Source organism: Halopseudomonas phragmitis (assembly GCF_002056295.1).
GTDB classification, from domain to species: Bacteria; Pseudomonadota; Gammaproteobacteria; order Pseudomonadales; family Pseudomonadaceae; genus Halopseudomonas; species Halopseudomonas phragmitis.
Window position 1 is genome coordinate 2,670,725 of sequence record NZ_CP020100.1, and the last position, 24,145, is coordinate 2,694,869.

General features: G+C 61.2%; 20 protein-coding genes. 16 read left to right on the forward strand and 4 right to left on the reverse strand.

Features of this window, described 5'->3' with window-relative positions; translation table 11 throughout:
• Window position 1: 1 nt before the first annotated feature.
• The gene (locus BVH74_RS12380) at window positions 2-1,069 is read right to left on the reverse strand and encodes a phosphotransferase family protein (RefSeq protein ID WP_080050367.1); all 1,068 of its coding nucleotides are present in this window, start codon (window positions 1,067-1,069) and stop codon (window positions 2-4) included.
• A 185-nt stretch (window positions 1,070-1,254) separates the two neighbouring features.
• Entirely contained in the window at window positions 1,255-1,569 is a 315-nt protein-coding gene (locus BVH74_RS12385) for an SCP2 sterol-binding domain-containing protein (RefSeq protein ID WP_080050368.1), read from the reverse strand.
• A gap of 244 nt (window positions 1,570-1,813) precedes the next feature.
• On the opposite strand from BVH74_RS12385, the gene sohB reads away from it, so the two are divergent.
• Together sohB and BVH74_RS12395 are read left to right on the forward strand one after the other, a co-directional pair.
• Window positions 1,814-2,833: a protease SohB gene (gene sohB, locus BVH74_RS12390; RefSeq protein ID WP_080050369.1), complete on the forward strand. Its 1,020-nt coding sequence runs from the start codon at window positions 1,814-1,816 to the stop codon at window positions 2,831-2,833.
• Window positions 2,834-2,842: 9 nt separating this feature from the next.
• The gene (locus tag BVH74_RS12395; RefSeq protein WP_080050370.1) at window positions 2,843-3,829 is read left to right on the forward strand and encodes a YhdH/YhfP family quinone oxidoreductase; all 987 of its coding nucleotides are present in this window, start codon (window positions 2,843-2,845) and stop codon (window positions 3,827-3,829) included.
• 8 nt (window positions 3,830-3,837) lie between these two features.
• Here BVH74_RS12395 and BVH74_RS12400 read toward each other — a convergent pair whose 3' ends face one another.
• A complete protein-coding gene (locus BVH74_RS12400) occupies window positions 3,838-5,028 on the reverse strand; it encodes a type II secretion system F family protein (protein WP_080050371.1) in 1,191 nt (396 codons plus the stop codon).
• 13 nt (window positions 5,029-5,041) lie between these two features.
• Complete coding sequence (gene gspG / locus BVH74_RS12405; protein WP_080050372.1) at window positions 5,042-5,467, reverse strand: type II secretion system major pseudopilin GspG; 426 nt, start codon at window positions 5,465-5,467, stop codon at window positions 5,042-5,044.
• A 141-nt stretch (window positions 5,468-5,608) separates the two neighbouring features.
• Between gspG and BVH74_RS12410 the strand changes: the two genes are divergently transcribed.
• The 14 genes from BVH74_RS12410 (at window position 5,609) to BVH74_RS12475 (ending at window position 24,143) form a co-directional block, all read left to right on the forward strand.
• Entirely contained in the window at window positions 5,609-6,205 is a 597-nt protein-coding gene (locus BVH74_RS12410) for a lytic transglycosylase domain-containing protein (RefSeq protein WP_080050373.1), read from the forward strand.
• 245 nt (window positions 6,206-6,450) lie between these two features.
• Entirely contained in the window at window positions 6,451-12,252 is a 5,802-nt protein-coding gene (mnxG, locus tag BVH74_RS12415) for a manganese-oxidizing multicopper oxidase MnxG (RefSeq protein WP_231705511.1), read from the forward strand.
• 16 nt (window positions 12,253-12,268) lie between these two features.
• Window positions 12,269-14,224 carry a YncE family protein gene (locus BVH74_RS12420; protein WP_080050374.1) on the forward strand — a complete coding sequence of 652 codons (1,956 nt, stop codon included), beginning with the start codon at window positions 12,269-12,271 and terminating at the stop codon, window positions 14,222-14,224.
• A gap of 16 nt (window positions 14,225-14,240) precedes the next feature.
• Complete coding sequence (locus BVH74_RS12425; RefSeq protein ID WP_165443744.1) at window positions 14,241-14,879, forward strand: SCO family protein; 639 nt, start codon at window positions 14,241-14,243, stop codon at window positions 14,877-14,879.
• Window positions 14,876-15,520, forward strand: a complete 645-nt coding sequence (locus tag BVH74_RS12430; protein WP_080050376.1) for an SCO family protein — start codon at window positions 14,876-14,878, stop codon at window positions 15,518-15,520. The genes BVH74_RS12425 and BVH74_RS12430 overlap by 4 nt, the downstream gene beginning before the upstream one ends.
• The gene (locus BVH74_RS12435; RefSeq protein ID WP_080050377.1) at window positions 15,493-17,001 is read left to right on the forward strand and encodes a cytochrome c/ABC transporter substrate-binding protein; all 1,509 of its coding nucleotides are present in this window, start codon (window positions 15,493-15,495) and stop codon (window positions 16,999-17,001) included. Before BVH74_RS12430 ends, BVH74_RS12435 begins: the two co-directional genes overlap by 28 nt.
• 215 nt (window positions 17,002-17,216) lie before the next feature.
• Window positions 17,217-17,771, forward strand: coding sequence for a response regulator (locus BVH74_RS12440; protein WP_119700595.1), 555 nt, complete (start codon window positions 17,217-17,219; stop codon window positions 17,769-17,771).
• A gap of 69 nt (window positions 17,772-17,840) precedes the next feature.
• The gene (locus BVH74_RS12445) at window positions 17,841-19,532 is read left to right on the forward strand and encodes a GspE/PulE family protein (RefSeq protein WP_231705512.1); all 1,692 of its coding nucleotides are present in this window, start codon (window positions 17,841-17,843) and stop codon (window positions 19,530-19,532) included.
• Window positions 19,513-20,310 (forward strand): hypothetical protein, encoded by a 798-nt coding sequence (locus BVH74_RS12450; RefSeq protein ID WP_131038197.1) that lies wholly within the window; start codon window positions 19,513-19,515, stop codon window positions 20,308-20,310. The genes BVH74_RS12445 and BVH74_RS12450 overlap by 20 nt, the downstream gene beginning before the upstream one ends.
• A gap of 1 nt (window position 20,311) precedes the next feature.
• A complete protein-coding gene (locus tag BVH74_RS12455) occupies window positions 20,312-20,836 on the forward strand; it encodes a hypothetical protein (RefSeq protein ID WP_080050380.1) in 525 nt (174 codons plus the stop codon).
• Entirely contained in the window at window positions 20,823-21,335 is a 513-nt protein-coding gene (locus BVH74_RS12460; protein ID WP_080050381.1) for a GspMb/PilO family protein, read from the forward strand. The genes BVH74_RS12455 and BVH74_RS12460 overlap by 14 nt, the downstream gene beginning before the upstream one ends.
• A gap of 5 nt (window positions 21,336-21,340) precedes the next feature.
• On the forward strand, window positions 21,341-21,871 hold the full coding sequence (locus BVH74_RS12465; RefSeq protein WP_155121720.1) for a hypothetical protein: 531 nt from the start codon (window positions 21,341-21,343) through the stop codon (window positions 21,869-21,871).
• Entirely contained in the window at window positions 21,868-23,673 is a 1,806-nt protein-coding gene (locus tag BVH74_RS12470; RefSeq protein WP_155121721.1) for a secretin GspD/PilQ domain-containing protein, read from the forward strand. The genes BVH74_RS12465 and BVH74_RS12470 overlap by 4 nt, the downstream gene beginning before the upstream one ends.
• The gene (locus tag BVH74_RS12475; RefSeq protein WP_080050383.1) at window positions 23,670-24,143 is read left to right on the forward strand and encodes a type II secretion system protein; all 474 of its coding nucleotides are present in this window, start codon (window positions 23,670-23,672) and stop codon (window positions 24,141-24,143) included. The genes BVH74_RS12470 and BVH74_RS12475 overlap by 4 nt, the downstream gene beginning before the upstream one ends.
• Window positions 24,144-24,145 lie beyond the last annotated feature (2 nt).

A 24,145-nucleotide genomic window follows, 5' to 3' on the forward strand; every position in this document is an offset into this window, starting at 1 on the left:
GTTACAGGGCTGATTGCTGAATGACGGCCAGACTGCGCTGCTCCAGCTGTTTGTTCATGACAATGAAGCCAGCGAAACGCGGGTTGCTGGTCTGGCCATGGTAGTAGCGGTAGTAGATCTGCTGGGTAATGCCGGCCAGACGGAACATGCCGAACACATAGTAGTAGTCCAGGTTGTCGATCTGGATACCGGCGCGCTCGGCGTAGTAGTCGGCAAACTCCTGACGGGTCAGCATGCCAGGGGCGTTGCTCGGCTGCAGTCGGGTGGCCTGGTGGTCGGCCGGGTCGTTGGCTTCGATCCAGTAGGCCAGGGTGTTGCCCAGCTCCATCAGCGGGTCGCCAAGGGTGGTCAGCTCCCAGTCCAGTACGCCGATGATGCGCATCGGGTCGTTCGGGTCGAGGATCACATTGTCCAGCCGGTAGTCGTTGTGCACGATGCCGGGTTTGGGATGGTCAGCCGGCATATGCTCACGCAGCCAGGCAATCACCGGCTCCCAGCCGGGAGCATCGGGAGTGGCGGCTTTCTGGTAGCGGTCAATCCAGCCTTCAACCTGGCGTTTCACATAACCTTCGGGTTTGCCCAGATCACCCAGACCGCAGGCTACGTAGTCGACGTTGTGCAGTTCAACCAGTTTGTCGATGAAGCTTTTGCACAGTTCCCGGGTCTTGCTCTCGTCCAGCCCCAGTTCGGTAGGGATATCGGCGCGCAGAATGGTGCCTTCGACCTTTTCCATCACGTAGAACTCACAGCCTGTGACCGACTCGTCGGTGCAGTGCACGTAGGCTTTGGGGCAGTAGGGGAAACCGGCGTTTAGCTGGTTGAGAATACGGAATTCGCGGCCCATGTCATGTGCCGACTTGGCTTTCTTGCCGAACGGCGGGCGGCGCAGTACCAGATCCTTGCCAGGATAGCTGAGCAGGTAGGTCAGGTTGGACGCACCACCCTGGAACTGACGAACTTGCGGTGTGCCTTCAAGTTCCTCGATATGCTGCTTGAGGTATTGATCGACAGCTTGTACATCCAGTTCTTCGCCCTGGCGAACGCTGGTAGTCTGATCGGTAGCGGACATGGTTTTCCTTACTTGATAGGTACTAGGCATGAACGGATTAGCATGAATAGTCAGCTAATCTAATGCAGTGACCTGAGGGCAGCAAGGTTAAACGGCCGTTTGAATCGGCTTATCAGGTAGGGTGTTGTTGAAGGATTGGTGAGGGTTATGACCCGTCACCACAAAGTGGTGACGGGTGAAGCTACTTAAGCCGGGAACAGCTCGCCCAGCTTCAGCGCCAGCATCATGTCGCCTTCGGCGCGCAGTTTTCCGGCCATGAAGGCCTGCATGCCGTCGGTTTCACCAGTCATCACGCCGACCAGAGTGGCGCTGTCCATGATCAGGGTCACGTTCGGATCGGCAGCGTCGCCCTGATTGACGGCACAGGTGCCATCCTTGACGGCTACGTTGAAGTTTTCGCCATCTTCGATGTTGAACTGGAACACCAGATCCAGGCCGGCAGCGGCAGAGGCGTTGAACTTGGTTTCCATCTTGCTGATGATGTCTGCGACGGTAGTCATTTGCCTGTCCTATTCATGCTGTTGTTGTGGTGACGGCTGTGGCCGCTCACCCAATATGGTGGGTCACCCATCAAGCTTCAGGGTACGGATCGCACTGGAAGCTTGAGCATGAGGTTAGGCGGGGGGCGGGGGGCTGTCAATAAAAAATCATACGTTTGTTTGAATTTGCTTTTTAACTGGAAATGTCAGTTTGGCACAGGTTTGTTGTTATGCTTGAAACCCTCTCATTAGCTGGAGTGCTTACGTGGAATGGTTAGCTGATTATGGGTTATTCATGGCCAAGGCGGTTACCGTCCTGGTGGTGTTGCTGGTGCTGGTAGCGGCGATAGCCGGGGCCAAGACTCGGCAGCGGCGCGGGGAAGGCAGTCTGACGGTGACCAAGGTCAACGAACAACTGGCCAGAATGACGGACAAGCTGGCTCAAACCGTGCTGGAGAAAGCCGATTACAAGGCCATGCTCAAGGCCCGCAAGGCAGAGGATAAAGCACGAAGCAAGTCCGAGGAAAAGCGTGCGCGGGTATTCGTGTTGAATTTTCATGGCGACATCAAGGCCAGTGCCTTGGAAAATCTGCGCCATGAGGTCACGGCAGTATTGGAGCTGGCGGATGCTGATGATGAGGTGGTGGTCAAGCTCGAAAGCGGTGGCGGCATGGTGCATGCTTATGGCCTGGCCGCATCCCAGCTTTGCCGGGTCCGTGAAGCCGGAGTGCCGCTTACGGTTTGTGTCGACAAGATCGCCGCCAGCGGTGGCTACATGATGGCTTGTATCGCTGACCGCATTCTGGCCGCGCCCTTTGCCATGCTTGGTTCGATTGGCGTGGTAGCACAGTTGCCCAACTTCAATCGGCTACTGAAAAAGCATGACATTGATTACGAGATGCTGACCGCCGGTGAATACAAGCGGACCCTGACTCTGTTCGGCGAGAACACTGACAAGGGTCGGGAAAAATTTCAGGAAGACCTGGAAAACATCCATCGCCTGTTCAAGGGCTTTGTCGGTCGTTACCGCCCGCAACTGGATATCGATGCGGTAGCCACGGGTGAGGTATGGTTCGGCAGCGAGGCGCTGGAGCGGACCCTGGCTGATGAACTGACCACCAGCGATCAGTATCTGAGTCAGCGGGTCCGTCAGGCCGATGTGTTCGAGGTGCACTATTCGATGCGCAAGCGCATCCAGGAAAAACTCTCCGGGACCCTGTCGGCAACGCTGGATCGGCTGCTGCTGACCTGGGCTTCACGGTTCAACAATCAACGATTCTGGTAGGAGCTGAGCATGTCGGAATTCAAGGCTCTGGTGGTGACAGAGGAGCAGGGCAACTATGTTTCCCAGGTGAGTCTGCGCCATATTGACGAACTGCCGCCGGGTGAAGTGCTGATCCGGGTGGCCTATTCTTCGCTGAACTTCAAGGATGCCCTGTCGGCTAGCGGCAACAAGGGCGTGACCCGCAATTTCCCCCATACTCCGGGCATCGACGCCGCCGGGGTAGTGGAGGCCAGCTCGGTGGCCGAGCTCGAGGTGGGTGATGAGGTGATTGTCACCGGTTACGACCTTGGCATGAACACTGCTGGCGGTTTCGGTCAGTATATCCGGGTACCGGCTGCCTGGGTTCTGAAACGGCCTGAAGGGCTGAGCCTGCGCGACAGCATGGTGCTGGGTACAGCGGGTCTGACCGCGGCACTGTGTATCGACAAGCTGGAACAGGCCGGTCTGGCGCCGGGGCAGGGTCCGGTTCTGGTGACCGGGGCGACTGGCGGTGTCGGCAGTATCGCCGTGGCGATTCTGGCCGGGCTAGGTTATGAGGTGGCAGCGGCCACCGGCAAGGCGCTGCAGGCTGATTTTCTCAAGCGCCTGGGCGCCAGCCTGATTGTTGACCGCTCGGCGCTGGAAGCTGGCAAGGACAAGATGCTGCTCAAGGAGCAGTGGGCCGGGGCGGTCGATACCGTCGGCGGCGACATTCTGTTCAACGTGGTCAAGTCACTGCGCTATGGCGCCAGTGTCGCCTGCTGTGGACTGACCGCAGGCGGTCAGTTCCAGGCCAGCGTATTCCCCTTCATTCTGCGCAACGTCAACCTGCTGGGGATCGACTCGGTCGAGCAGCCACTGGTCGTCAAGGCCTCGATGTGGGATCGCCTGTCGCTGCAGTGGAAGACCGACCTGCACAGCCTCTGCCACGAAGTGAGCCTTGAGGAGCTGCCGGAGCAGATCGAGAAAATCCTGGCCGGCAAGATGATCGGGCGGGTGCTGGTCAACCTCGGTTGACCAGTACGCTACTGGATGCTGGAAGCAAGCTCGAAGATCGGGATATACATCAGCACTACGATGGTCCCGATCAGCAGGCCGATAAAAGCCATTAGCAGTGGTTCGAACAGTCGTACAAACCATTCGATCCAGCGGCTGGTCTGGGCCTCATGGAAGTCGGCGGTCCGCTCCAGCATTACCCCCAGGTTGCCTGAGCGCTCTCCGGCCCGGAGCATGCGCAGGGCAACCGGTGTCGACAGGCCATAGGTCTCCAGGGCCATGGATAGGGAAGAGCCTTCACGCACCCGGTTCTGGGCCTGTAGCAGGTGCTGGCGTGACTGCTCGCCGAGCAGGCCGCTGGCCATCGATAGTGCGTCTATCACCGGAATCCCGCCTTGCAATAGGATGCCGAGAGAGCGGTAGAAACGGGCCAGTTCAAAGGTCAACAGCGCTTTATGCAGGCGTGGAATACGCTGAATTTGCCGACCAAGAAGCCGACGCAAGGTATGGCTGCGCGCCGCCAACAGGCCCAGGGCAATGATTCCCAACAATCCGGGCAACAGTAGTATTTGATGTTGCTGCAAAAAATTTCCCAGATCGATCAGCACCTGCGACAGCCAGGGCAACTGATGCTCCATACCCTCGAATACCAGGCTGAAGCGCGGCACTACATAGCCGATCAGAAACAGCAGGACCAGGCCACCGACGCCGAGCAGCAGTACCGGATAGACTGAGGCGCTGATGACCTTCTGGCGCATGGCGTCAAGGCTGGCGCGATAGCCAACATAACGGTTAAGTGCCGGGCCCAGTTCGCCGGTGCGTTCACTGGCCTTGATCAGGGCAATGAACAGGGGCGGGAAGATCCACGGGTAGCCGGTTAGCGCCCCGGACAGGGATTTGCCTTCATACAGGGCCTGAATCAGGCCAGCGAGTATCTTGCGGACCTGCGGGTCGCTTTCCTTGTTTTCCAGGCTCTCCAGGGCATCGGTCAGGACCAGGCCAGCGTTAAGCAGAATAGCCAGTTCCTGGCTGAACAGCGCCAGCGGGAAACGTTCGCGGCTGAACCAGCGGCTGACGTTCCAGTCGAGCTGGCGCTGAATCCCAAGCACCCTCAAACCTTGTTCCTCGGCCCGGCGCCCGGCCTCTTCGGCGCTGGCCGCTTCATATTCGAGCTGGACGACATGATCGGGCAGGCGCAGGGCCTTGATCAGGAAGCGCATGGACGACCCTCCACTACCAACTGGTGATTTCAGCGTTGTCGCCTTCGCCGCCGGGGCGGCCATCGCGGCCCAGGCTGAGCAGGTCGAACTCGCCGTGCTCGCCGGGCGAGCGATAGATGTAGTCACGCCCCCAGGGATCCTGGGGAACCCCTTTGCGCAGATACGGGCCACCCCAGTTGGTCACGCCACCCGGCGGACTGACCAGGGCTTGCAGGCCCTGCTCGGTGGTGGGGTAGTCGCCGTTTTCCAATCGATAGATATCCAGGGCCTTTACCAGAGTTTCGATCTGGGCATGGGCGATCCGGGCTTCCGAACGCCCGAGCTGGTTGAAGTAGCGCGGCCCGACAATACCGGCCAGCATGCCCAGCACGACCAGAACCACCAGCAGTTCGAGCAGGGTGAAGCCACGATGGCGTCTGTGTGAACGAGTGCGGAACATGGGGAAATCTCCTGGGGGACAAAGGTACGTCAGTCACCATGCAAGAGCTGTGCACGATTGTTGTGTTTTCTGGGGGGCAGTCGCGAACGATCAACGGCACGCCCCTTGCTTGGCTACCCGAGTCGATCGGGAGGACGGCCTATGCGTCGCATCTGCTGCACTGCGCTGTTATCACTGGGTTGCTTGGCTCTGGAAAGCGGGGCCGGTGAAACGTTCTACCGTGGTGAGTCCTCCACCGGCACTTTGATCCTGACCAATGTTCACCGCCCGGGACAGGGGCTTGAACCTGTTGTGCTGCATGCCCGGACCGGGCCGTCAGCCTCCGCTCGGGTAGCCCCCATCCCCTCACATGAGCTGGCCGAACTGGTCCGCCAGACCGCCGCCGAGCATGACCTGCCGGAAGGCCTGCTGCATGCGGTAATCCAGACCGAATCGGGCTACAACCCCCTGGCTCTCTCGCCCAAGGGCGCGGCTGGGCTGATGCAGCTGATGCCGGCAACCGCGCGTGAACTGGAGGTTGAGGATGTCTGGGACCCAGGCCAGAACCTGGCCGGTGGAGCGCGTTATCTCAAACAGATGATGGAGTTGTTCGAGGGTGACCTGGAGCTTGGTCTGGCGGCGTACAACGCCGGGCCAGGGCGGGTCAGCCGCGCCGGTGGAATTCCTGACATCGGTGAAACCCAGCGTTATGTACCGTTGGTCATGCAGCGTTATCTGGCCTGGCGCGGCACCGACTGAGGGGCTGAGTCGAGCCCCAAATGGGTGGGGAATCCCCGGTGCTGGGTAGGGTTTTACCCGAGCTGAAGCGTTTCCGTGGTCGGCAGAATCGGGCTGGCTATGAGCATCCGCAATTCGCGCCTGCAAGGCGCTGCCGGCAACCCGCACAGCGGCCCGCAGCCGCGAAGCAGACCCGCCAGGCACTGGCATAAGTATTGCTGCCAGTATTGTTACGGGCACAGTCATGCATAACAGGAGGCCTCACAATGAACCGGGCCAAGGTGTTATCCGACAGGAGCGTTCTCGCTCCGACATTTTTCTTCTCTTCGGGCCCCCTGGCCTTGCTGTTGTGGGCTCTGCTGGCCCTGGCACTGTCGCCAGGGGCCCAGGCTGCGGCCAGTTGCCAGCGACACCTCGAAGCCCATGTAGTGGCGCTCGACCAGCCGCTGATGTTCAACCGGCTGGGTGCGCAGAATATCAACGGCATGATGTTCGCGTTGCGCTCGGATGTGGTCGATGAAAACCACCAGCTTCTGAGCCAGGGCGGCGCGGCGATTCCCGGTCGGGTTCTGCTGCGACCGGATAAGCGTCCACGGCCCTTGATTCTCCGGGTCGCCGCTGGCGACTGTCTGACCATCCATTTGCAGAATCTGCTGGATCCGCAGGACAACCCGCGGCGCGGTCAGGTTGAGCCTGAGCTGCAGATCGATGATCAGGTTGCCGACCGTCATGTCGGCTTTCTGGTCAACGGCCTGCAGGCGGTTAACAGCATAGAAGATCTGTCAGCCAATACCGGGGCCAATGACAATATGCTGCTGGCCCCGGGCATGAGCCGCAGCTATACCCTTTACGCCGAGCGTGAAGGCACCTTTCTGGCCACCAGTTATGGGGCCACCTTCGGTGGTCAGGGCAATGGCGGCAACATCGGCAATGGCCTGTTTGGCCAGGTTATCGTGCTGCCACCGGGTGCGCGGATGTATCGCAACACCCTGACCGAAGAGGAAATGCGGCTGGCTACCACTGGCCGGACGCCTGCAGGTCATCCGGTCGTTGATTACGAGGCTCGTTATCCGCAGGCAGAGCCCTGGATCAGTGAAGGCAAGGCCGGGCGGCCAATCCTAAGCATGCTCGATGGCAACCAGATTCAGATCAGTGAGCCTGATGCTGTGGTGATGGGGCCCAACTCTGATGGCAGCTTCCCGCCTTCGACCTACCCACTGGAAAGCATCGGTAAGCGCAATCCATCGATCCCCAACCGGCTTGAGCCGTTCCGTGATTTTGCTTCGGCCTGGCACGATGAAGTGGCTGCTGCCCAAGCGTTTCCGGGCTACTGGGAAGACGAGGTGTTTGGTCACGTTCTCGAGCCAACCCGCGACGCCTTCATGATCAACTATGGATCGGGTGGGATTGGCGCGGAAATCATCGCCAACCGGCTGGGTGTGGGTCCTATGCATGACTGCCTCAGTTGCTCCTATGAGGAATTCTTCCTCAGCTCGCATACCGTTGGCGATGTTGCCATGTTGGTCGATGTGCCAGCCAACGTCGGGCTGGAAAACCTCAAGCCAGGCCAGACGCCACATCCGGACAATGTCGGGATCAAGGCTAGCATGGCGCTGTATCCGGCCGATCCGTCCAGCGTCAACCACAGCTACATCGGCGACTTCGTCAAGTTCCGCAATACCCATGCCGGGCATGAACATCACATTTTTCACTTGCATGCCCACCAATGGATCTTCAATCCCAATGATGACAATTCCGATTATGTCGATGCCCAGGGGATTGGCCCAGGTTCCGGGCAGACCTATGAAATTGCCTTTGGCGGTTCGGGCAATCGCAACCGGGTAGCCGGCGATGCCATCTACCATTGCCATTTCTATCCGCATTTTGCCCAGGGCATGTGGAACCTGTGGCGGATTCATGATGTGTTTGAAGAGGGCACCCGGCTGGCGGTTTCCGAGCAGGGTGACGATGGCTTCCACCAGGAGCCCTTTGCCCTGCGCGAAGGCTTACCGGCACCAGGAGCCCGGGCTCTGCCCGATGGCGAGATTGTTGCCGGCACGCCGATCCCAGCTGTGGTACCGCTGCCGGGCAAGGCGCTGCCGCCGATGCCGGGCCGGGTCAGCGTAGTACCGAAGCTGGCCGACAGTGAAGCTCTGGCTGATCACGGCTACAACAGCAGCAGCTATCCGCCGGGCAATGATGGCGGCTCGCAACGCATAGTTGGTTCGGTTGCTTTGGTTGATCGTAGTGATGACAACCGACTGCCCGATGGCACGCTGCGCAACCCCGGCTTCCCGTTCTGGATCGGAGGGATTGAGCACAGTGTCGGTCAGCGTCCGCCGACCCCGCCGCTGGATATGCTTGGGCCGCAGCAGGCCGAGGCGCTGCGTGATTCCGGCAACGCACTATGGGCTGCACTGGATCCGAAGCAGGTCGACGGCTGGGACGGCGGGCTGCCGCGCCATGCGCTGGATGGCTGGGCCAACGGCGGAGTGGCCGAGGTAGCCACCAGCGCTCTGGACTTCTCCAAGGTGATCAGCCGGGCCAAACCGGTTTACTTCCCGGAAGAGGGCACTGACGTCGAGCAGGCAGCCATGCTGTTCCACGCCCAGGACAAGCACTCCAGCTATGCCGTGTTGCCTGATGGCAATGTCAAGAGCGCGGTATTTCGTACCAATGGCGGCTTGCCGATGGCTGGAGCGCCATTCTTTGAGCCGTGCATGGATGACCGCCAGCGAACCATGACCAAGGACTACGGCGAGGGCCGGTTCTACAGCGGCGAGAAACTCGATGGCTTGTCGTTCAAGGGCTCATCGCCATTCACCGCCGACCGCCCACGGATCTACAAAGCGGCCAATATCCAGTTCAACGCAGTATTCAACAAGGCCGGTTATCACTATCCGCAACAACGGATCGTGACTCTGTGGGAGGATGCCTGGCCGGTCATAACCAAGCAGCAGCCACCGGAACCGCTGGTTATGCGCTTGAACAGCCTGGATTGCGCGATGTATCAGCAGACCAATCTGATCCCGGAATACTTTGAGCTGGACGACTATCAGGTACGTACCCCGACTGATGTGATAGGTCAGCATATCCATTTGCCCAAGTGGGACCTAGTGGCTGCCGATGGTTCGGCCAATGGCTGGAACTACGAGGATGGTGCCCTGTCGCCGAGCGCAGTGGTCGAACGGATCAAGGCCATCCGTGCCTATCATGGTTGCCAGGCCGGTGACCCGCGTGACGGTCAATTGGAATGCCCGCTGGCGGCTGAGCATCCGTTCTTCGGGCGTTATAACCGCAGCGACTGGATTGGTGCCAGAACCTTGCAGCAACGCTGGTTCGCCGACCCGATCGTCAATGTCTACAACATCGACCGGGGGCTGGGCAACATCTTCACCCACGACCACCTCGGGCCCTCGACCCACCAGCAAATGGGGCTGTACGCCACTGTACTGATCGAGCCGGCCGGCTCCAGCTGGTTCCACTCTGAAACCGGCGAGCCGCTATACACCAGGCATGACGGCGGACCGACATCCTGGCAGGCAGTGATTGCTGCCGGTGACCTGAATGGCGATGGCAAAAACGACAGCTATAGGGAGTTCTTCCTGGCCTTCAGCGACTTCCAGCATGCCTACGAGGCTGGGGTCTATGTCGGTGCCGGGCCCGATGGTATCCCAAATCCGGTTGCCTATCCGGTAACCAGCGAAACCTTCCGTTATGCGATCAACCCGCCGGTACGCAAGAGCGCGGCCTCACTGCTGGAGTCGGTGGTCGAGGCTGCCGGTGGCGAGCTGGAAGGTTGCCCGAACCGTCCGTGTCCGCAGGCAATTTCCGCTGAGGACCCGGGTATTTATGTGGTCAACTACCGGCATGAGCCGCTGGCCATGCGGATCTATGATCCCGAGCGAATTGCCCCTGATGGCAAGCCCGGCATGCAGGCCGCTGGCTTGGCTGGCGACCTGGCTTTCGCTATGCAGAGTCGCACTGACCGGGCCATTGCGGCGCTGAATCTGGCACCCAGCCAGGTTCTCAACGCCTTGGGCCCGACCGGGGCCAATACCAGCTTGCCGCCGCATATCAACCGGGCTGGCGACCAGCCGGGTGATCCCTTCACCCCGATGCTGCGCACCTACACCGGTGACAATGTGCGGCTGCGGGTGATCGCTGGCGGGCATGAGGAAGAGCACATCGTCGGTCTGCATGGCATCAAGTGGCTGCACCGTGGTACCGGTTACCAGAACAGTTCGACGTCCGGCTGGCGCGCGGCGCAGATGGTCGGGATCTCCGAACAGTTCGGCTTCGTCAGTCCGGTAGCCTTGATGTCCGGTGCCGCCAGCGATACCGGCGATCACCTCTACACCATGGATGCGGCGATGGAGGGTTACTGGAGCGGTATCTGGGGCATCCTGCGCAACTATGGCAGTAGCCGCAACGATCTGATGCCGCTGCCTAACAACCCGTTGCCAGTGGCAGCGCGCAATACCGTGTCGTTTAACGGGGTGTGCCCGCGCTTCAGCCCGAACCCGAGCGGGATCGGCACAAGGACTACGCCGCAGCGCAACTACGAGGTGGTTGCGGTACTGGCCAATGATGTGCTCGACAACCCGCTGAACCTGAGCCTGGTCGACCCCGAGGGCGAGGGCCTGCATGTCGGCGCCACGCCACGGGCCGATGGCGGCACCCTGGTACTCAATCCGCGCTTGGTGAATATTCCAGAAATGTCCGGTTATGACCCGGAGCATGGGACTTCCTTCACCGTTGGCGGGCAAAGCGGGCCGCTGCATGACCCGACGGCAATCCTGTATGTCCGCAAGTCAGATCTGGACCCGGTTACTGGCAAGCTCAAGCCCGGCGTTCCGGTCGAGCCGCTGGTACTGCGTGCCGCCGCTGGCGACTGCCTGCAGATCACGCTGGAAAACCGCCTGCCAACGGACATGCTCGACCTGCCCAACTACACCATTATGCAGGGTACTGTGAAGCGTGACCGGTTTGGTGACCAGGGCTCGACCACCTTCAACAACAATCTGATGAAGCCATCGGCGCATGTCGGTATTCATGCCCAGTTGCTGGCCTACGATGTCACCACCTCGGACGGCTTCAACGTTGGCCTCAACCCGGTCCAGACCGTGCCGCCGCGGGTGGGCAACAGCGGTAACTGGCCAACCCGGCAGTACCAGTTCTACGTCGGCCATCATGAACGTGAGGGGCGGCCACTGGCGCGGCTGGGCCGCAATATCGACAACATCAACGCCACGCCGATCGAATTCGGAGCCCTTAACCTGCTGCCTGCCGATGTGATCAAGCAGCCGCAGAAAGGGCTGGTCGGGGCCATGTCGATCCTGGGCATGGGCGCAACCTGGACCGAAGACGCCAACAGCCGTGCTGCTGCGACCGTAAAGCCGCATTCCGGGCCGAGCTTCCGCGACTTCTCGCTGATCTGGCAAAAGGGCATGAATCCGCGCTGGGCCGATGGCCGACCGGTGGAAAACATCGCAGTGGAAGGGATTGGCGTACCGAACGATCCCAAGGACAACTCGGGCATGGCGGTCAACTACCGTACCGAGCCGCTCTGGTATCGCTTCAAAGTGCCACCGGATGCGCCCTTCGGTCGGGCCGGTGGGGCAGGCTGGGGTGACATTCCCAACGCCCACATGGCCTACAGCAATGCGGTGGTTGGCGGTGACCCGGTAACCCCGATCCTGCGGGTACGCAAGGGCCAGCCGTTCCGTATCAACCTGACCATGCCTGCTGGTGGCAGCCGTGGCTCGATCTTCCAGTTGGCCGGTCACCTGTGGCCGAAGGATCCCTTCGTGCCGGAGTTCACCGACAGCCTGGGCTTCCCGCAGAAATATCCGGGGATCGGCTCGGTGCGCTATGGCCACAACCCGATGGCGCAGTACACCGGTGCTCAGGAAAGCGTGTTACCGGCGGCTCACTTCAGCTTCCCGTTCCCCTCGGCCGGTGGCGTCAACGCGATTCCCGGCGACTACCTGTATCGCGACTATGGCGCCTTCGGCAACTCCTCGGGGCTCTGGGGATTGCTGCGCGTGACCGAGGAAGAACCCTGAGCAATGAGGTGCCGTGATGAGCAGGCTAGGGTATGCAGTAGCGGTGGTGGTTGTGGCGGGGCTGGCCGGGACACTGGGCTGGCTGACGCAAAGTGACGAGGAGCCGGCGCTGCTGCCGGCTCCAGCCCCAGAACTACGAGGTCAGGTGCTGGGGCAGGCCCAGCGCGATGGTGTGGATATAACCCTGGAAGTAGTTTCATCCGGCACTGCTGCGGTCCTGACTGAAGGCGTGTTTGCCGACTTCCGGATCCATCTGCGCGATGCCGGCAGTGGCCAGCCGCTGGTCGGTCTGGCACCGGGTGCCTGGATTGATCAGCAGGTGTTGCATGGCGCCGGGTCGGACGACCCGGCCATGGCCTGCCGTCAGCGGATTGCCCATTACCTCAAGGGCACCCTGGGCGTACGGCCGGTGGTGGATCTGAACAGCTACTACATGTTGGTACTCAATCAGGATCCGAGTATCAGTGTGATTGACCCCTCGGTCTCGCTGGGCGGGCTGACCAGTACCCTGGCCCGGATAGTGCTCAAGCGCTCACCCATGGACTGGGTCGAGAGCCGCCGGCAAAAACGCCTGTATGTGTCAATGCCCAGCGCCGATGAAGTTGCGGTGATCGATACCGAAAGTTTCAACGTACTGGCCAGTGTACCGGCCGGGGCGCAACCCGTGCGGGTAGCGTTGCAACCCGACGAGCGCTACCTATGGGTCGGCAACAATGCCAGTGATCCCGCGCTGAGCGGCGTCACCGTGCTTGATACCGTAACGCTGGAGCCGGTACTTCAGGTGGCGACAGGGGCCGGACATCACGAGATTGCCTTCACCAGCGATTCAACCCGAGCCTTCGTCAGCAACCGCGACTCCGGCACGGTCAGCGTATTTGACACCGCTACACTCAAGCAACTGGCCGAACTCAAGCCTGGTGGCCAGTTGTTGGCGCTGGCGTATGCTGAACTGTCTGGTGCGCTCTATGTGGTCGATGGTGCCAGCGGGCGGGTCAGCGTGTTCGACGCCCGCAGTCTCAAGCCCCGCGCCGAGATTCTCAGCCAGCCAGGATTGGGGCCGTTGCAGCTCAGCCCGGATGGTCGCCATGCCTTGGTACTCAACCCCCGTGAAGACCGGGTATTGGTACTGGATACTGCCAGCGACAGGCTTATTCACGAGTTGCAAATCAGCGGTGAACCCTATCAACTGACGTTCAGCAAGACCTACGCCTATGTCCGCACGCTCGGATCGAACCGGGTCAGCATGATCGCCCTGGGCTCGCTCGGGACGGGCCGTACTCCGGTATTTCAGGACTTCGAAGCCGGTGTCCCGGCTCCGGGTCTGGCCGGCAACCTGCCGCTGGCATCCGGGATGGGGTTGGCGGTGGATGACAATGCGGTGTTCGTGGTCAACCCGGTGGACAACAGCATCTATTTCTACATGGAAGGTATGAACGCGCCGTCGTCGGCCTATATCAATCGAGGCCACACCTCACGGGCGGTGCGAGTCGTCGACCGGACCCTTCAGGAGGTTGAACCGGGGGTTTATCAGGGCCGTGTGCGTGTGCCATCGGCTGGTGAACTGGATCTGGCCATGGTGCTGGCGCAGCCGGACATGACCCAGTGCTTCAGCTTTCAGGTTGCCGCCGACCCGGAACTGGCCTCGCGACGCATGAGCCCTCGGGTCGAATACCTGCTGGAGACCGGCGTGGTGCGCGGCGAACCCAACCAGCCGGTACGTTTCCGGCTATGGCGCGGTGACAGCCAGGAGCCCTGGAGTGGGGTGGACGATCTGCGTCTGCGCTACTTCCTGGCCCCGGCCTCACGTAGCAGGGAGCAGCCGGTTCGGGAACTGGGAGACGGCCTCTACGAGGCGACCCTTAGCCTGGAACAGCCCGGTGCCTATTACCTGCATCTGGCATCGGAATCCCTGGGCCTGACTTGGGGGGATCTGCCTTACGCCAGTGTGCGCAAATTGCTGAATGGTGATTGACCGTCTGGAGGTCGATATGAAACTCGGATATCCGTTGAGACTGCTGTGCGCGCTCGGCCTGCTCGGTTATGCCAGCCTGAGCCTGGCGCACTCGGAGCATCATCACCAACCGCCAGCCAGCAGTGAGGAAACAGCTCAGGGCGTGCGGCTGGTGGATCGGCCGCTGATCGACCAGCATCAGCGGGAGCGGCGCTTGCCTGACGATCTGCTGGGCGATGAGCCGGTGGTAGTCGGCTTTGTTTACACCACCTGCACCACGGTGTGCCCGGTCATTTCGGCGATCATGGCCAAGGTCCGTGACCGCCTTGCCAGCGATGGCATCGATGCTCGGCTGCTGTCGATTACCGTTGACCCGCTGCGTGATACCCCCCAACGCATGGCCGAGATGGCCAGCCGGTATGAGGCCGGTGAACACTGGAACTGGGTGACTGGCGCGCCGGACGATATCGAGGCGGTGCTGCGTGGTTTCCGGGTCTACAGCACCAACGTCGAGGAGCATCAGCCGGTCATCATGGTTGGGTTCAAGGGCCACTGGCTGCGTTTCTATGGGTTTGCCGATCCGCTGCAGATCGTTGCTGGCGTCAAACGCCTGCAGCGAGAACCAGAGGCCAAACTGGCGGTGCTGCCGGTTGGTCGTTGGGAGAGCCAGCCATGAGATCATTATTGCTCGTGAGCCTGTTGCTGCTGAGCCTGCCGCTGGCGGCTCACCCTGGGCATGGGCACGATGCCGAGCTGGAGAGTCAGCCCGAGGTGCTGAGCCCTGGCATGATTCCCGATGCCCGCAGTTATTTCACCGATACCGTGCTGATCGATCAGCACGGTCAGGAGCGGCGGTTCTACAGTGATCTGCTGGAAAACCGGGTGGTGCTGCTCAATGTGATCTTCACCCGCTGCGAGGATGCCTGCCCGGTGATCACCAGCAAGCTCAAGCAGGTTCGCCGGCAACTGGGCGAGCGGGCCGAGGGTATCGACTTCATTTCGCTAAGCAGTGATCCACAGAACGATACGCCAGAAGATCTGAAGGTCTATGCGAAAAAACACGGTGTCGAAGACGCCAACTGGCATTTCGTGACCGGTGATCCGGCCGATATGGCCCGGCTACTGGGCCGGTTAGGTCAGTTCACCGGCTCGGTGGAGAACCACTCGACCCTGCTGATCGCCGGGGATGTGGCCAACAAGCGCTGGAGCAAGATCCGCCCGGATGCGCCGGTCACAGCAATCGCTGAACGTCTTCTACTGTTACATCAACCACCGGCTGCCGCGCGTCCATGTGCGCTCGACTCTGCACACTGCTGAGCCTGGCACTGTTGCCGGCACTGGCCTGGGGCCTGAGCGACAACGAAAAGGCCGGGCAGCAGCTGTACCGTTATGGCCAGGCCAATACCGATAGCCCGGTGCAGGCTCGACTGGAAGCGGCTGACACCGTGGTCGATGCCAGCCTGTTGCCCTGTGCTGGCTGTCATGGTCGCGATGGTCGGGGACGGGCCGAAGGCGGGCTCAACCCGCCGGATATCACCTGGGCGCGGCTGAGCAAACCCTATGGCGAACGCTTGCCCGGCGCCCGTCAACATCCGCCTTATACCGAAGCCAGCCTGGCCAGGGCGATACGCGAAGGCGTTGACCCCGGGGGCAACAGGCTGTCGCCAGCGATGCCACGCTACAGCCTGAGCCAACGTCAGGTGCGTGATCTGATCGCCTATCTGCAGCGGATCGAAGAAGACTTCGACCCCGGTATCAGCGATCAGAGCCTGGTGCTGGGTACCTGGCAGCCCTTGAGCGGAGCGCAGGCCGATGGCGGTCAGGCCGTCAGTCTGAGCCTGCGTGAAGCGATTGCCCAAATCAATCTGGATGGCGGCATCCATGGCAGGCGGCTGACGCTGGTGGTGGTTGACAGTGCCGAGCGGGATGAGCAGGCGGTGCTGGATGAGCTGCTGGATCAGCATGAAGTCTTCGCCCTGGTCGCTGTGCAGACCAGCAGCGCCGCGCAGCAGGAGCAGTTGCGCCAGGCCGGAGTGCCGCTGGTTGGCACCTTGCTGCGTAATGATCCGGGACCGGGTAGCGCATGGACGTTCGAGCCGCTGGCCGGTATTCAGGATCAGATGAAAGCCCTGGGGCTGTTCGCCGAACAGGCGCTGTCCGCCAGGGGGGCGGCGCTGATTCTGGTTGGGCCGGAGCCGGCCCATCAGGCCCAGGCCGAGTCGCTGAGCCGCTGGCTGGTGCAGCGGGGCTGGCCAGCACCAGCTATTCAGGGCGCCGAGGCACCGCTGGTGTTGGGTGATGGACTGTCAGCGCTGTTTTTACTGGGTAGCGGATTGTCTTCATCGCAGGTCAGCCTGCTGGCGTCGCATAGCCCGCCGCCTTATCTGCTGTTGGCGGGCGAACAGGCTCAGGCTGAACTGTTCGAGCTACCGATGGCCTTTTCCGCCCGGGTATTCGTTGCCTATCCGTTTTTACCCGATGACTGGACTCCGGCTTTTCGTGAGCGGCTGGCCCGCCAGCGGGCAATACTTGGCAACGGTTATCTGAATCGCAGGGTCTCGGCCAGTGTGGCGCTGGCGATACTCGAAGAGGGGTTGCGTCGGGCTGGCCGCCAGCTCAGCCGCGAGGCGCTGATACGTGCGCTGGAGGAGCTGTATGATCATCCTACCGGGATGTCCCCAAGGGTGGGCTTCAGTGGCGGGCGTCGGGTGGGGGCCGGGGCGCATATCGTACGATTGGATCTTGAAAATCGTGAACTGCATCACACCGGCTATTACATTCCCCCGGAACAGCGCTAGACTGCAAATATGCCCCCCATAACTGGGTGCTGAGCGAGCCGATTCCCCGGGGAAAACGCTCCCTCTGGCACCGGGTTTTCAGCCTCAAAGCTGCACTACCCAGACAGCTCGGGCCTCCCGGCAGGACGCCAAAACTGGCATGAAGTATGCGAGACCCCAAGTGGGAGCGTACTCCTGCTGTAGTTGTCAGTAGCACACTCTGAATGGAGTTCGCCTTGTCATACAGAATCTTGATAGTCGAGGATGAGCCGGTCCTGGCGGAGAACCTCAAGGCTTTCATGGAAAAGCTTCCATGCAAGGCCATGCTGGCTACCGATGGTGCACGCGCCATCGATTTGGCCGGCAAGTTTCCCCCGGATCTGATCATTCTGGATTATCGACTGCCTGACATGGTCGGCTTCGATGTGTTGGATGCGGTACAGAACACCTGGCACGGCCAGTGTGTTCTGATCACCGGTCACCCGACCAACGAAGTCTGCGAGGAGGCGGGGAAACGGGGCATTACCCATATCATGTTTAAGCCCTTTCCCCTGGGTGAGCTGCGCAGCCTGGTGGCCAAGATGCTGAGCGTCGAGGCCCGGTCCGACGGCAACGGTCAAGTGCCGGTCGAACGGCGACGACAGGATAGCGGCACAGAGACGTTCCCAATGCGGCTGTATGACGGTACCTGGCTTCTGGCCGATCGGCGTCACGGTGGCAAACGCCCCGAAGATGATGACCAATCCCCGCCAAAGCCGGATGCCCCAGGGAGCAAGGCCGGCAAAGCCTGAGTTTCCAGGGCAGGGTCACCGTCTTCAGCTACAGGCACATGTTGACTGTGGCATTGGGGAGGACGGCTCATGGGTACTTCGGCACTGGTGGAGGCACACCCGCCAGCTTGGTTGACGGCCGAGTTGATGCAGCAGGCCAGCCAGGAAGCGGCCAGTCAGGGGCAACGGCTTATCAGCGCGCTGGAGCGGCATAGCGGCCTGCCTGCCGACGCCTTCGTTCAAGCCCTTGGCAGTTTGCTGCGCTACCCGGTGCTCGAACGCGAGCAATTGTTTCAGGCCACTCCCGATTTCGACCGGCTGTCTCTGGCCGGGATGCTCAAACACGAATGCGCACTGATCGAGCTGGACGGCCAACTGGCTGGAGTGCTGGCCGATCCCTTCGACGATGTTCGTCTGGCCCGGCTCGATCAGTTGGTCGACGGTGGAACCCTCTACCTGGTGCATCTCGACTGCCTGAACGCCTTTCTTGCGACCCACGAGGAGGGGTTTCACGCCGTGGCCGGGATGCAGGGGCAGGGCGGTAGTCTGGAAGTCGAGCAGGATGCCGAGCAACTGTCGCTGGCGCGGATCAGCGAAGACGCCAGTGTGGTGGTCAAGCTGGTCAATGCCACCCTCTATGATGCCCTCAAGGCCCATGCCAGTGATATTCATCTGGGTATGAGCCCTGGTGGGCTGAGTATCAAGTACCGAATCGACGGAGTGCTCAACAACATCAGCAGCGTCGCCGGCAATGAGCTGGCAGAGCAGGTGATCTCGCGGATCAAGATCATGGCCGAGCTGGATATCAGCGAGCGTCGGGTACCGCAGGACGGCCGCTTCAAGGTCAGTATCAAGGGTCGGCAGATCGATTTCCGGGTCTCGATCATGCCCAGCATTTTCGGCGAAGACGCGGTGCTGCGGGTGCTCGATAAGCAGGATCTGGCCGACCGCATGCAAGGCGTCTGTCTTGATGCCCTGGGTTTTGAACCCGAGGTCATGCGGCAGATGCGCGAACTGGCGACTGACCCCTACGGCATGGTGCTGGTTACCGGTCCGACTGGTAGCGGCAAGACCACCACCCTGTACGCCATGATCAGCGAGATCAACCACGGCCTGGACAAGATCATCACCATTGAAGATCCGGTCGAGTACCAGTTGCCCGGCGTTCTGCAGATTCCGGTCAACGAGAAAAAGGGCCTGACCTTTGCCCGGGGGTTGCGCTCGATCCTGCGCCATGACCCGGACAAGATCATGGTTGGTGAGATTCGCGATGCCGAAACTGCCCAGATCGCGGTGCAATCGGCTCTGACAGGTCACCTGGTATTCACCACCCTGCATGCCAACAACGTGTTCGACGTGATTGGCCGGCTGGCCCAGATGGAGGTTGACCCCTACAACTTGGTTGCCGCGCTCAACGCGGTGCTGGCGCAGCGGCTGGTACGGCTGGTCTGCCCGCACTGCCGGGTTGCGGCCAGCCCGGACGATGCTGAACTGCTGCGCTCGGGAATTGGCCTGGAGCAGCGCGAGCATTATCGCTTTACCCAAGGCAAGGGCTGCCACCATTGTCGTGGTACCGGTTATCGCGGGCGTACCGCCATTGCCGAACTGCTGCGTCTGGACGATGAGTTGCGGCAGATGATCGTTGAACGTCAGCCCATCAGCCGTATTCGCCAATATGCCAGTGTCCACGGTTTGCAGTTGCTGCGCCAAAGCGCCTTGCAGCTGGTTGCCTGTGGTCGCACCTCGCTGGAGGAGATCAACCGTGTCACCTTTGCTGCCTGATCAAAGGACCATAGTGCTGACCGGATCGGAAGCCGGATTGTTCCGTGCCAGTCAGGGGCGGGCTCAATGCCTGGCGCGGGTTGATTTCAACCTGGGTGACGAGGCTGGCTTACTGCAGGCCATGGCGCAGTTGCTTGAACAGGTGCGGCGTGGCACCTGCTTGCGCCTGCTGTTGGCCAGCCATTACGTGCGTTACGCGCTGGTGCCCTGGAGCGATGACATCCACAGCCCGGCTGAACTGGCCGCTTATGTTCGCCTGCGTTACGAACTGATCTATGGCGAACATGTGCGCAACTGGCGTTTCTCGCTGTCCAGCGAGTCGGCTGGCAAGCCTCGGCTGTCGGCCGCGCTGCCGGACGAGCTGTTGAAATCCTGGTGTGAACTGGTGAGCCAGAGCGGTAATCAGTTGGGCTCGGTACAACCCTATCTGGCGGTGGCTTTCAACCGCTTTCGTAACCGTCTGGAGCCGGACGATTTCCTGTTCATCCTGGCTGAGCCAGGGCGTGGCAGTCTGCTGCAGGTCAGTAATGGTGCCTGGGTTGGGGTGTACTCCCAGGGGTGCGCCGAACGCCGCGAGGCGCTGGCCGATCTGGTGGTGCGGCAAAGCACCCTGCTGGGGCTGGCAGCTGGCAGCAAGCGCCAGGCCTTCCTGCATGCTCCCGGGCAAACCCTTGATGATCTGGCATTACCTGAAGAACTGCACTGCCAGCGGCTGCAACTGGGCAGCCCGGCTGACAGCGTTGACCCTCTGACCGACATGGCGCGGGTGGGCTGCTGACATGCGATCGCTGACTCTTGAATTCAACCAGACCCGCAAGCCGGGCTGGCAAAGCTGGATGACACTGGGCGTTGGCGGGCTGGCCTGCCTGATCAGCCTGTCGTTCTACACCTGGCGCGATGAGCAGCCGGCGATGCTGCCGCGCGCGCCGTCCTCGACCAGTACCGAGCTGGTGCGCAGTCCGGCACAAATGCGCCTGCAAGCCCAGATGCTGAATGAAATGCGCCGGGTCTCGGCGCAGATGAACCGCCCCTGGGAGCGCCTGTTCGTGACCCTGGAAACTCTGCCGATGGAGGACATCGGCCTGCTCGGTCTGGCTACCGACGCGCGCAAGGGGCAACTGCGGATCCAGGCCGAAGCCCGTGATCTGGAGGCTATGCTGGCCTTCCACCGGCGTCTGGAAGAGGGTGAGGCGCTTAGCGATGTCTACCTGCTCAACCACGAAGTGCTTGAGCGCAACCCCGGCCGCCCCGTGCGTTTCAGCCTGCTGCTTACCTGGAGGCTCGACGACGATGCTGTACTCTAGACTGATAGTGCTCGAACAGTTTCAACGCATCGGCTGGCCCGGTTTGTGTGGTGCGCTGTTGCTACTGCTGGCGTTGTTGTTGATGCTGCCGCTGGTGCTACCCGGCAGCCGGGTGGTGTTGCCGAGTCAGCATGACGCTCTGGTGGTGGCGCCAGTGACCGACAACGGCGCCCAGGAGCTGGAGCGCTTCCACCTGGCCTTGCCGGGCCAGCAGGATGCCGCTCTGGTGATCCAGCGTATCTATGACCTGGCCGGACACCAGAGCATTGCCCTGGCCAGTGGTGAATACGCTCTGGCCAGCGAGCCCGGCAGTCGCCTGGCCCGCTATCAGATCATGCTGCCGGTGCGTGGCAGTTATCCGCAGATTCGCCGCTTCATTCATGCCATCCTCGCTGATATTCCCGCTCTGGCACTGGAGGACGTTGACTTGCAACGCCGCCAGGTCAACGACAGCCAGTTAGATGGGCGTATCCGCATGACCTTGTATCTTGCGAGGTAGCCATCATGAGCCGCAAACGCATGCTGTTCTGGTCCGGGTTCTTCGGTGTGGCGCTGGTGATTGCCTTGATCCCCGAGTGGCTGTTCGATGATACCGACCGGTCGTCGCCTGAACTCGAACGCAGCGCCTCGGGGGATGTGGCCGAAGCCCTGGCTGACTTCGCCTTGCCGGTCTTGTCACCAGAGAACCAGCAGAGCGGCCAGCCGGACCTGAGTCAGGTGCCGCTGCGTGACCTGTTCGCCAGCCGTAGCTGGTATGTGGCCCCGGCCCCGGTTGCCGCGCCGGTAGTGCGCCCGCAAGTCGCTGCGCCGGTCCAGATGGCCGCGCCACCGATGCCGTATCGGTTTATCGGCCGGATGGTTGATGACGGCCAGCTCAAAGTCTTTCTCCTGCGTGACGACACTCTCTACGTGGTCAGCCCCGGCGATGTGATCGACGGTCTGTACCGGGTCGAAGGGCTGGTTGGTGATCAGTTGCAACTGCTGTACCTACCCATGGACCTGAGCCAGTCGTTGACTGTAGGGAGCCGGTTATGAGCCTGCGGATGCCGTATATCCTGCTGCTGTTGCTTGTATTGAGTGCCTGCGCCAGTGTCAGTCCTCAGCGCGAGGCGATTGCCCTGATCGACGAGGGCAACTATGAAGCCGGTCTGGCGCAACTGGAGGAAGCTGCGCGCCAGTCGCCACGCAATACTCACCTGCAAATCGCCCTGACCACCCAGCGCAGCCGGGTGGTTACTCTGTTGCTGACCCAGGCTGAACAGGCCAGGCTGATGCGAGACCCGGCCATGACCCGGGCACTGCTTGATCGGGTGCTGGCGATTGAGCCTGACAATGCCAGAGCCCATGAAGGGCTGCGTCAACTCGAGCGCCAGGCCCATCTGGCGGATTATCATCGCCAGGGTCTGACGGCGCTGCGCCGCGGTGATCTGCTCAATGCCGAACGCCAGGGCAGGGCGATGCTGGCAATCGACAGTCAAAGCCCGGAAGGCCAGGCGCTGATGCGCTCGATCGAGCAACTCAGGGTTCGTGAACAGCCGATCAGCCAGCAATTGCTGACCCGATTGGGGCGTCCGGTGACCCTGGAGTTTCGGGATGCCGACCTGAAGGTGATTTTCGAAGTGCTGGCCCAGACCTCGGGCCTGAACTTCATCTTCGATAAGGATATCCGCCAGGACCTCAAGGCCACCCTGTTCGTGCGCGAGGTCACTATTGCCGAAGCAGTTGAATTGTTGCTGCAGCAGAACCAGTTGCACCAGAAAGTGGTGAACGACAATACCATCCTGATCTATCCCGATTCGCCGCAGAAACTCAAGGAGTATCAGGAGCTGGTGCTGCGGACTTTTTACCTGACCCATATCGATGCCAACTCGGCACTGAACCTGATCAAGAACATGCTCAAGACCCGCGACGTCCATGTCGATGAGCGGCTCAACACCCTGACCATGCGTGATACCCAGGATGCCGTGCGGATGGCCGAGAAACTGCTGCAGTTGCAGGATCAGGCCGACCCTGAAGTGGTGCTGGAAGTCGAGGTTATGGAGGTCTCGCGCCAGCGGATTCTCGACCTGGGGTTGCAGTGGCCCAATACCTTCGGGGTGGTCAACTCCGACGGCAGTGCTGTCACCATCCTCAACCAGTTGCGCGGGATCAACTCCGGGCGGATCAGCATCAGCCCGTCGCCGCAACTGCGGATCAATGCCCAAGACAACGATATCAACACTCTGGCTAGTCCGGTGATCCGGGTGCGCAACCGGGAGCAGGCACGGATTCATATCGGCCAGCGGGTGCCGATTATCAGCGCTACGTCGGTGCCCTCGACCCAGGGGCCGGTGATCACTGAAAGCATCACCTACCTCGATGTCGGCCTGAAACTGGAAGTTCAGCCGACTGTGTACCTCAACGATGTGGTCGCCATCCGGATTTCCCTGGAAGTGAGCAACGCCACGCCGCTGGAGGCCACCCGCCAGGGCACCATTCCGGTTCAGGTCGATACCCGCAACGCCACCACCACCCTGAGCCTGAATAACGGTGAAACCCAGTTGCTGGCTGGCCTGGTGCGCAATGATCACAGCGCTGCCGGCAACAAGATCCCGGGGCTGGGCGATATCCCGACCGTCGGCCGGCTGTTCGGCAGCAACCGCGACACCACCGGAAAGTCCGAACTGGTGTTGTCGATCACGCCCAGGGTAGTGCGCAACCTGCCATACCAGAGCCCGGTCGACATGGAGTTCCCGATGGGTACTGAAAGCTTCATGCGCAGCCGGCCGGTCCAATTGGGTGAGGGTGGCCTTGACGGCCTCGGGATGATTCAGGACCCGGGAGGTGAGGCACCATGAACAGGCGTCGCGGCTCAGGCTTTACCCTGATCGAGCTGGTGGTGACCTTGGCGATTCTGGCCCTGCTGGCCGGGATGGCCGCACCGCTGGCTGAGACCCTGGTACGCCGCGACAAGGAACGTGAACTCAAGCGGGCACTGTATGAAATGCGCGATGCGATCGACCGCTACAAGCTCTACGCCGATGCTGGCTATATCGACAAACCGGCCGGCAGCTCGGGCTATCCGCCCAATCTGACGGTGCTGGTCGAGGGCGTGCGTGACAAGCGTAGCGCCCGTGGCGAGGCGTTCTATTTCCTGCGCCGCATTCCCCGTGACCCCTTCGCGGCGGAACTTGATGTTCAGCGCCACTGGGGGCTGCGTGCCTCAACCAGTTCCGTTGAGGATCCGCGTGAAGGTGATGACGTGTTCGACGTCTACTCGCTGGCACGCGGGGTCGGCCTCAACGGCATCGCCTACCGGGAGTGGTGAGC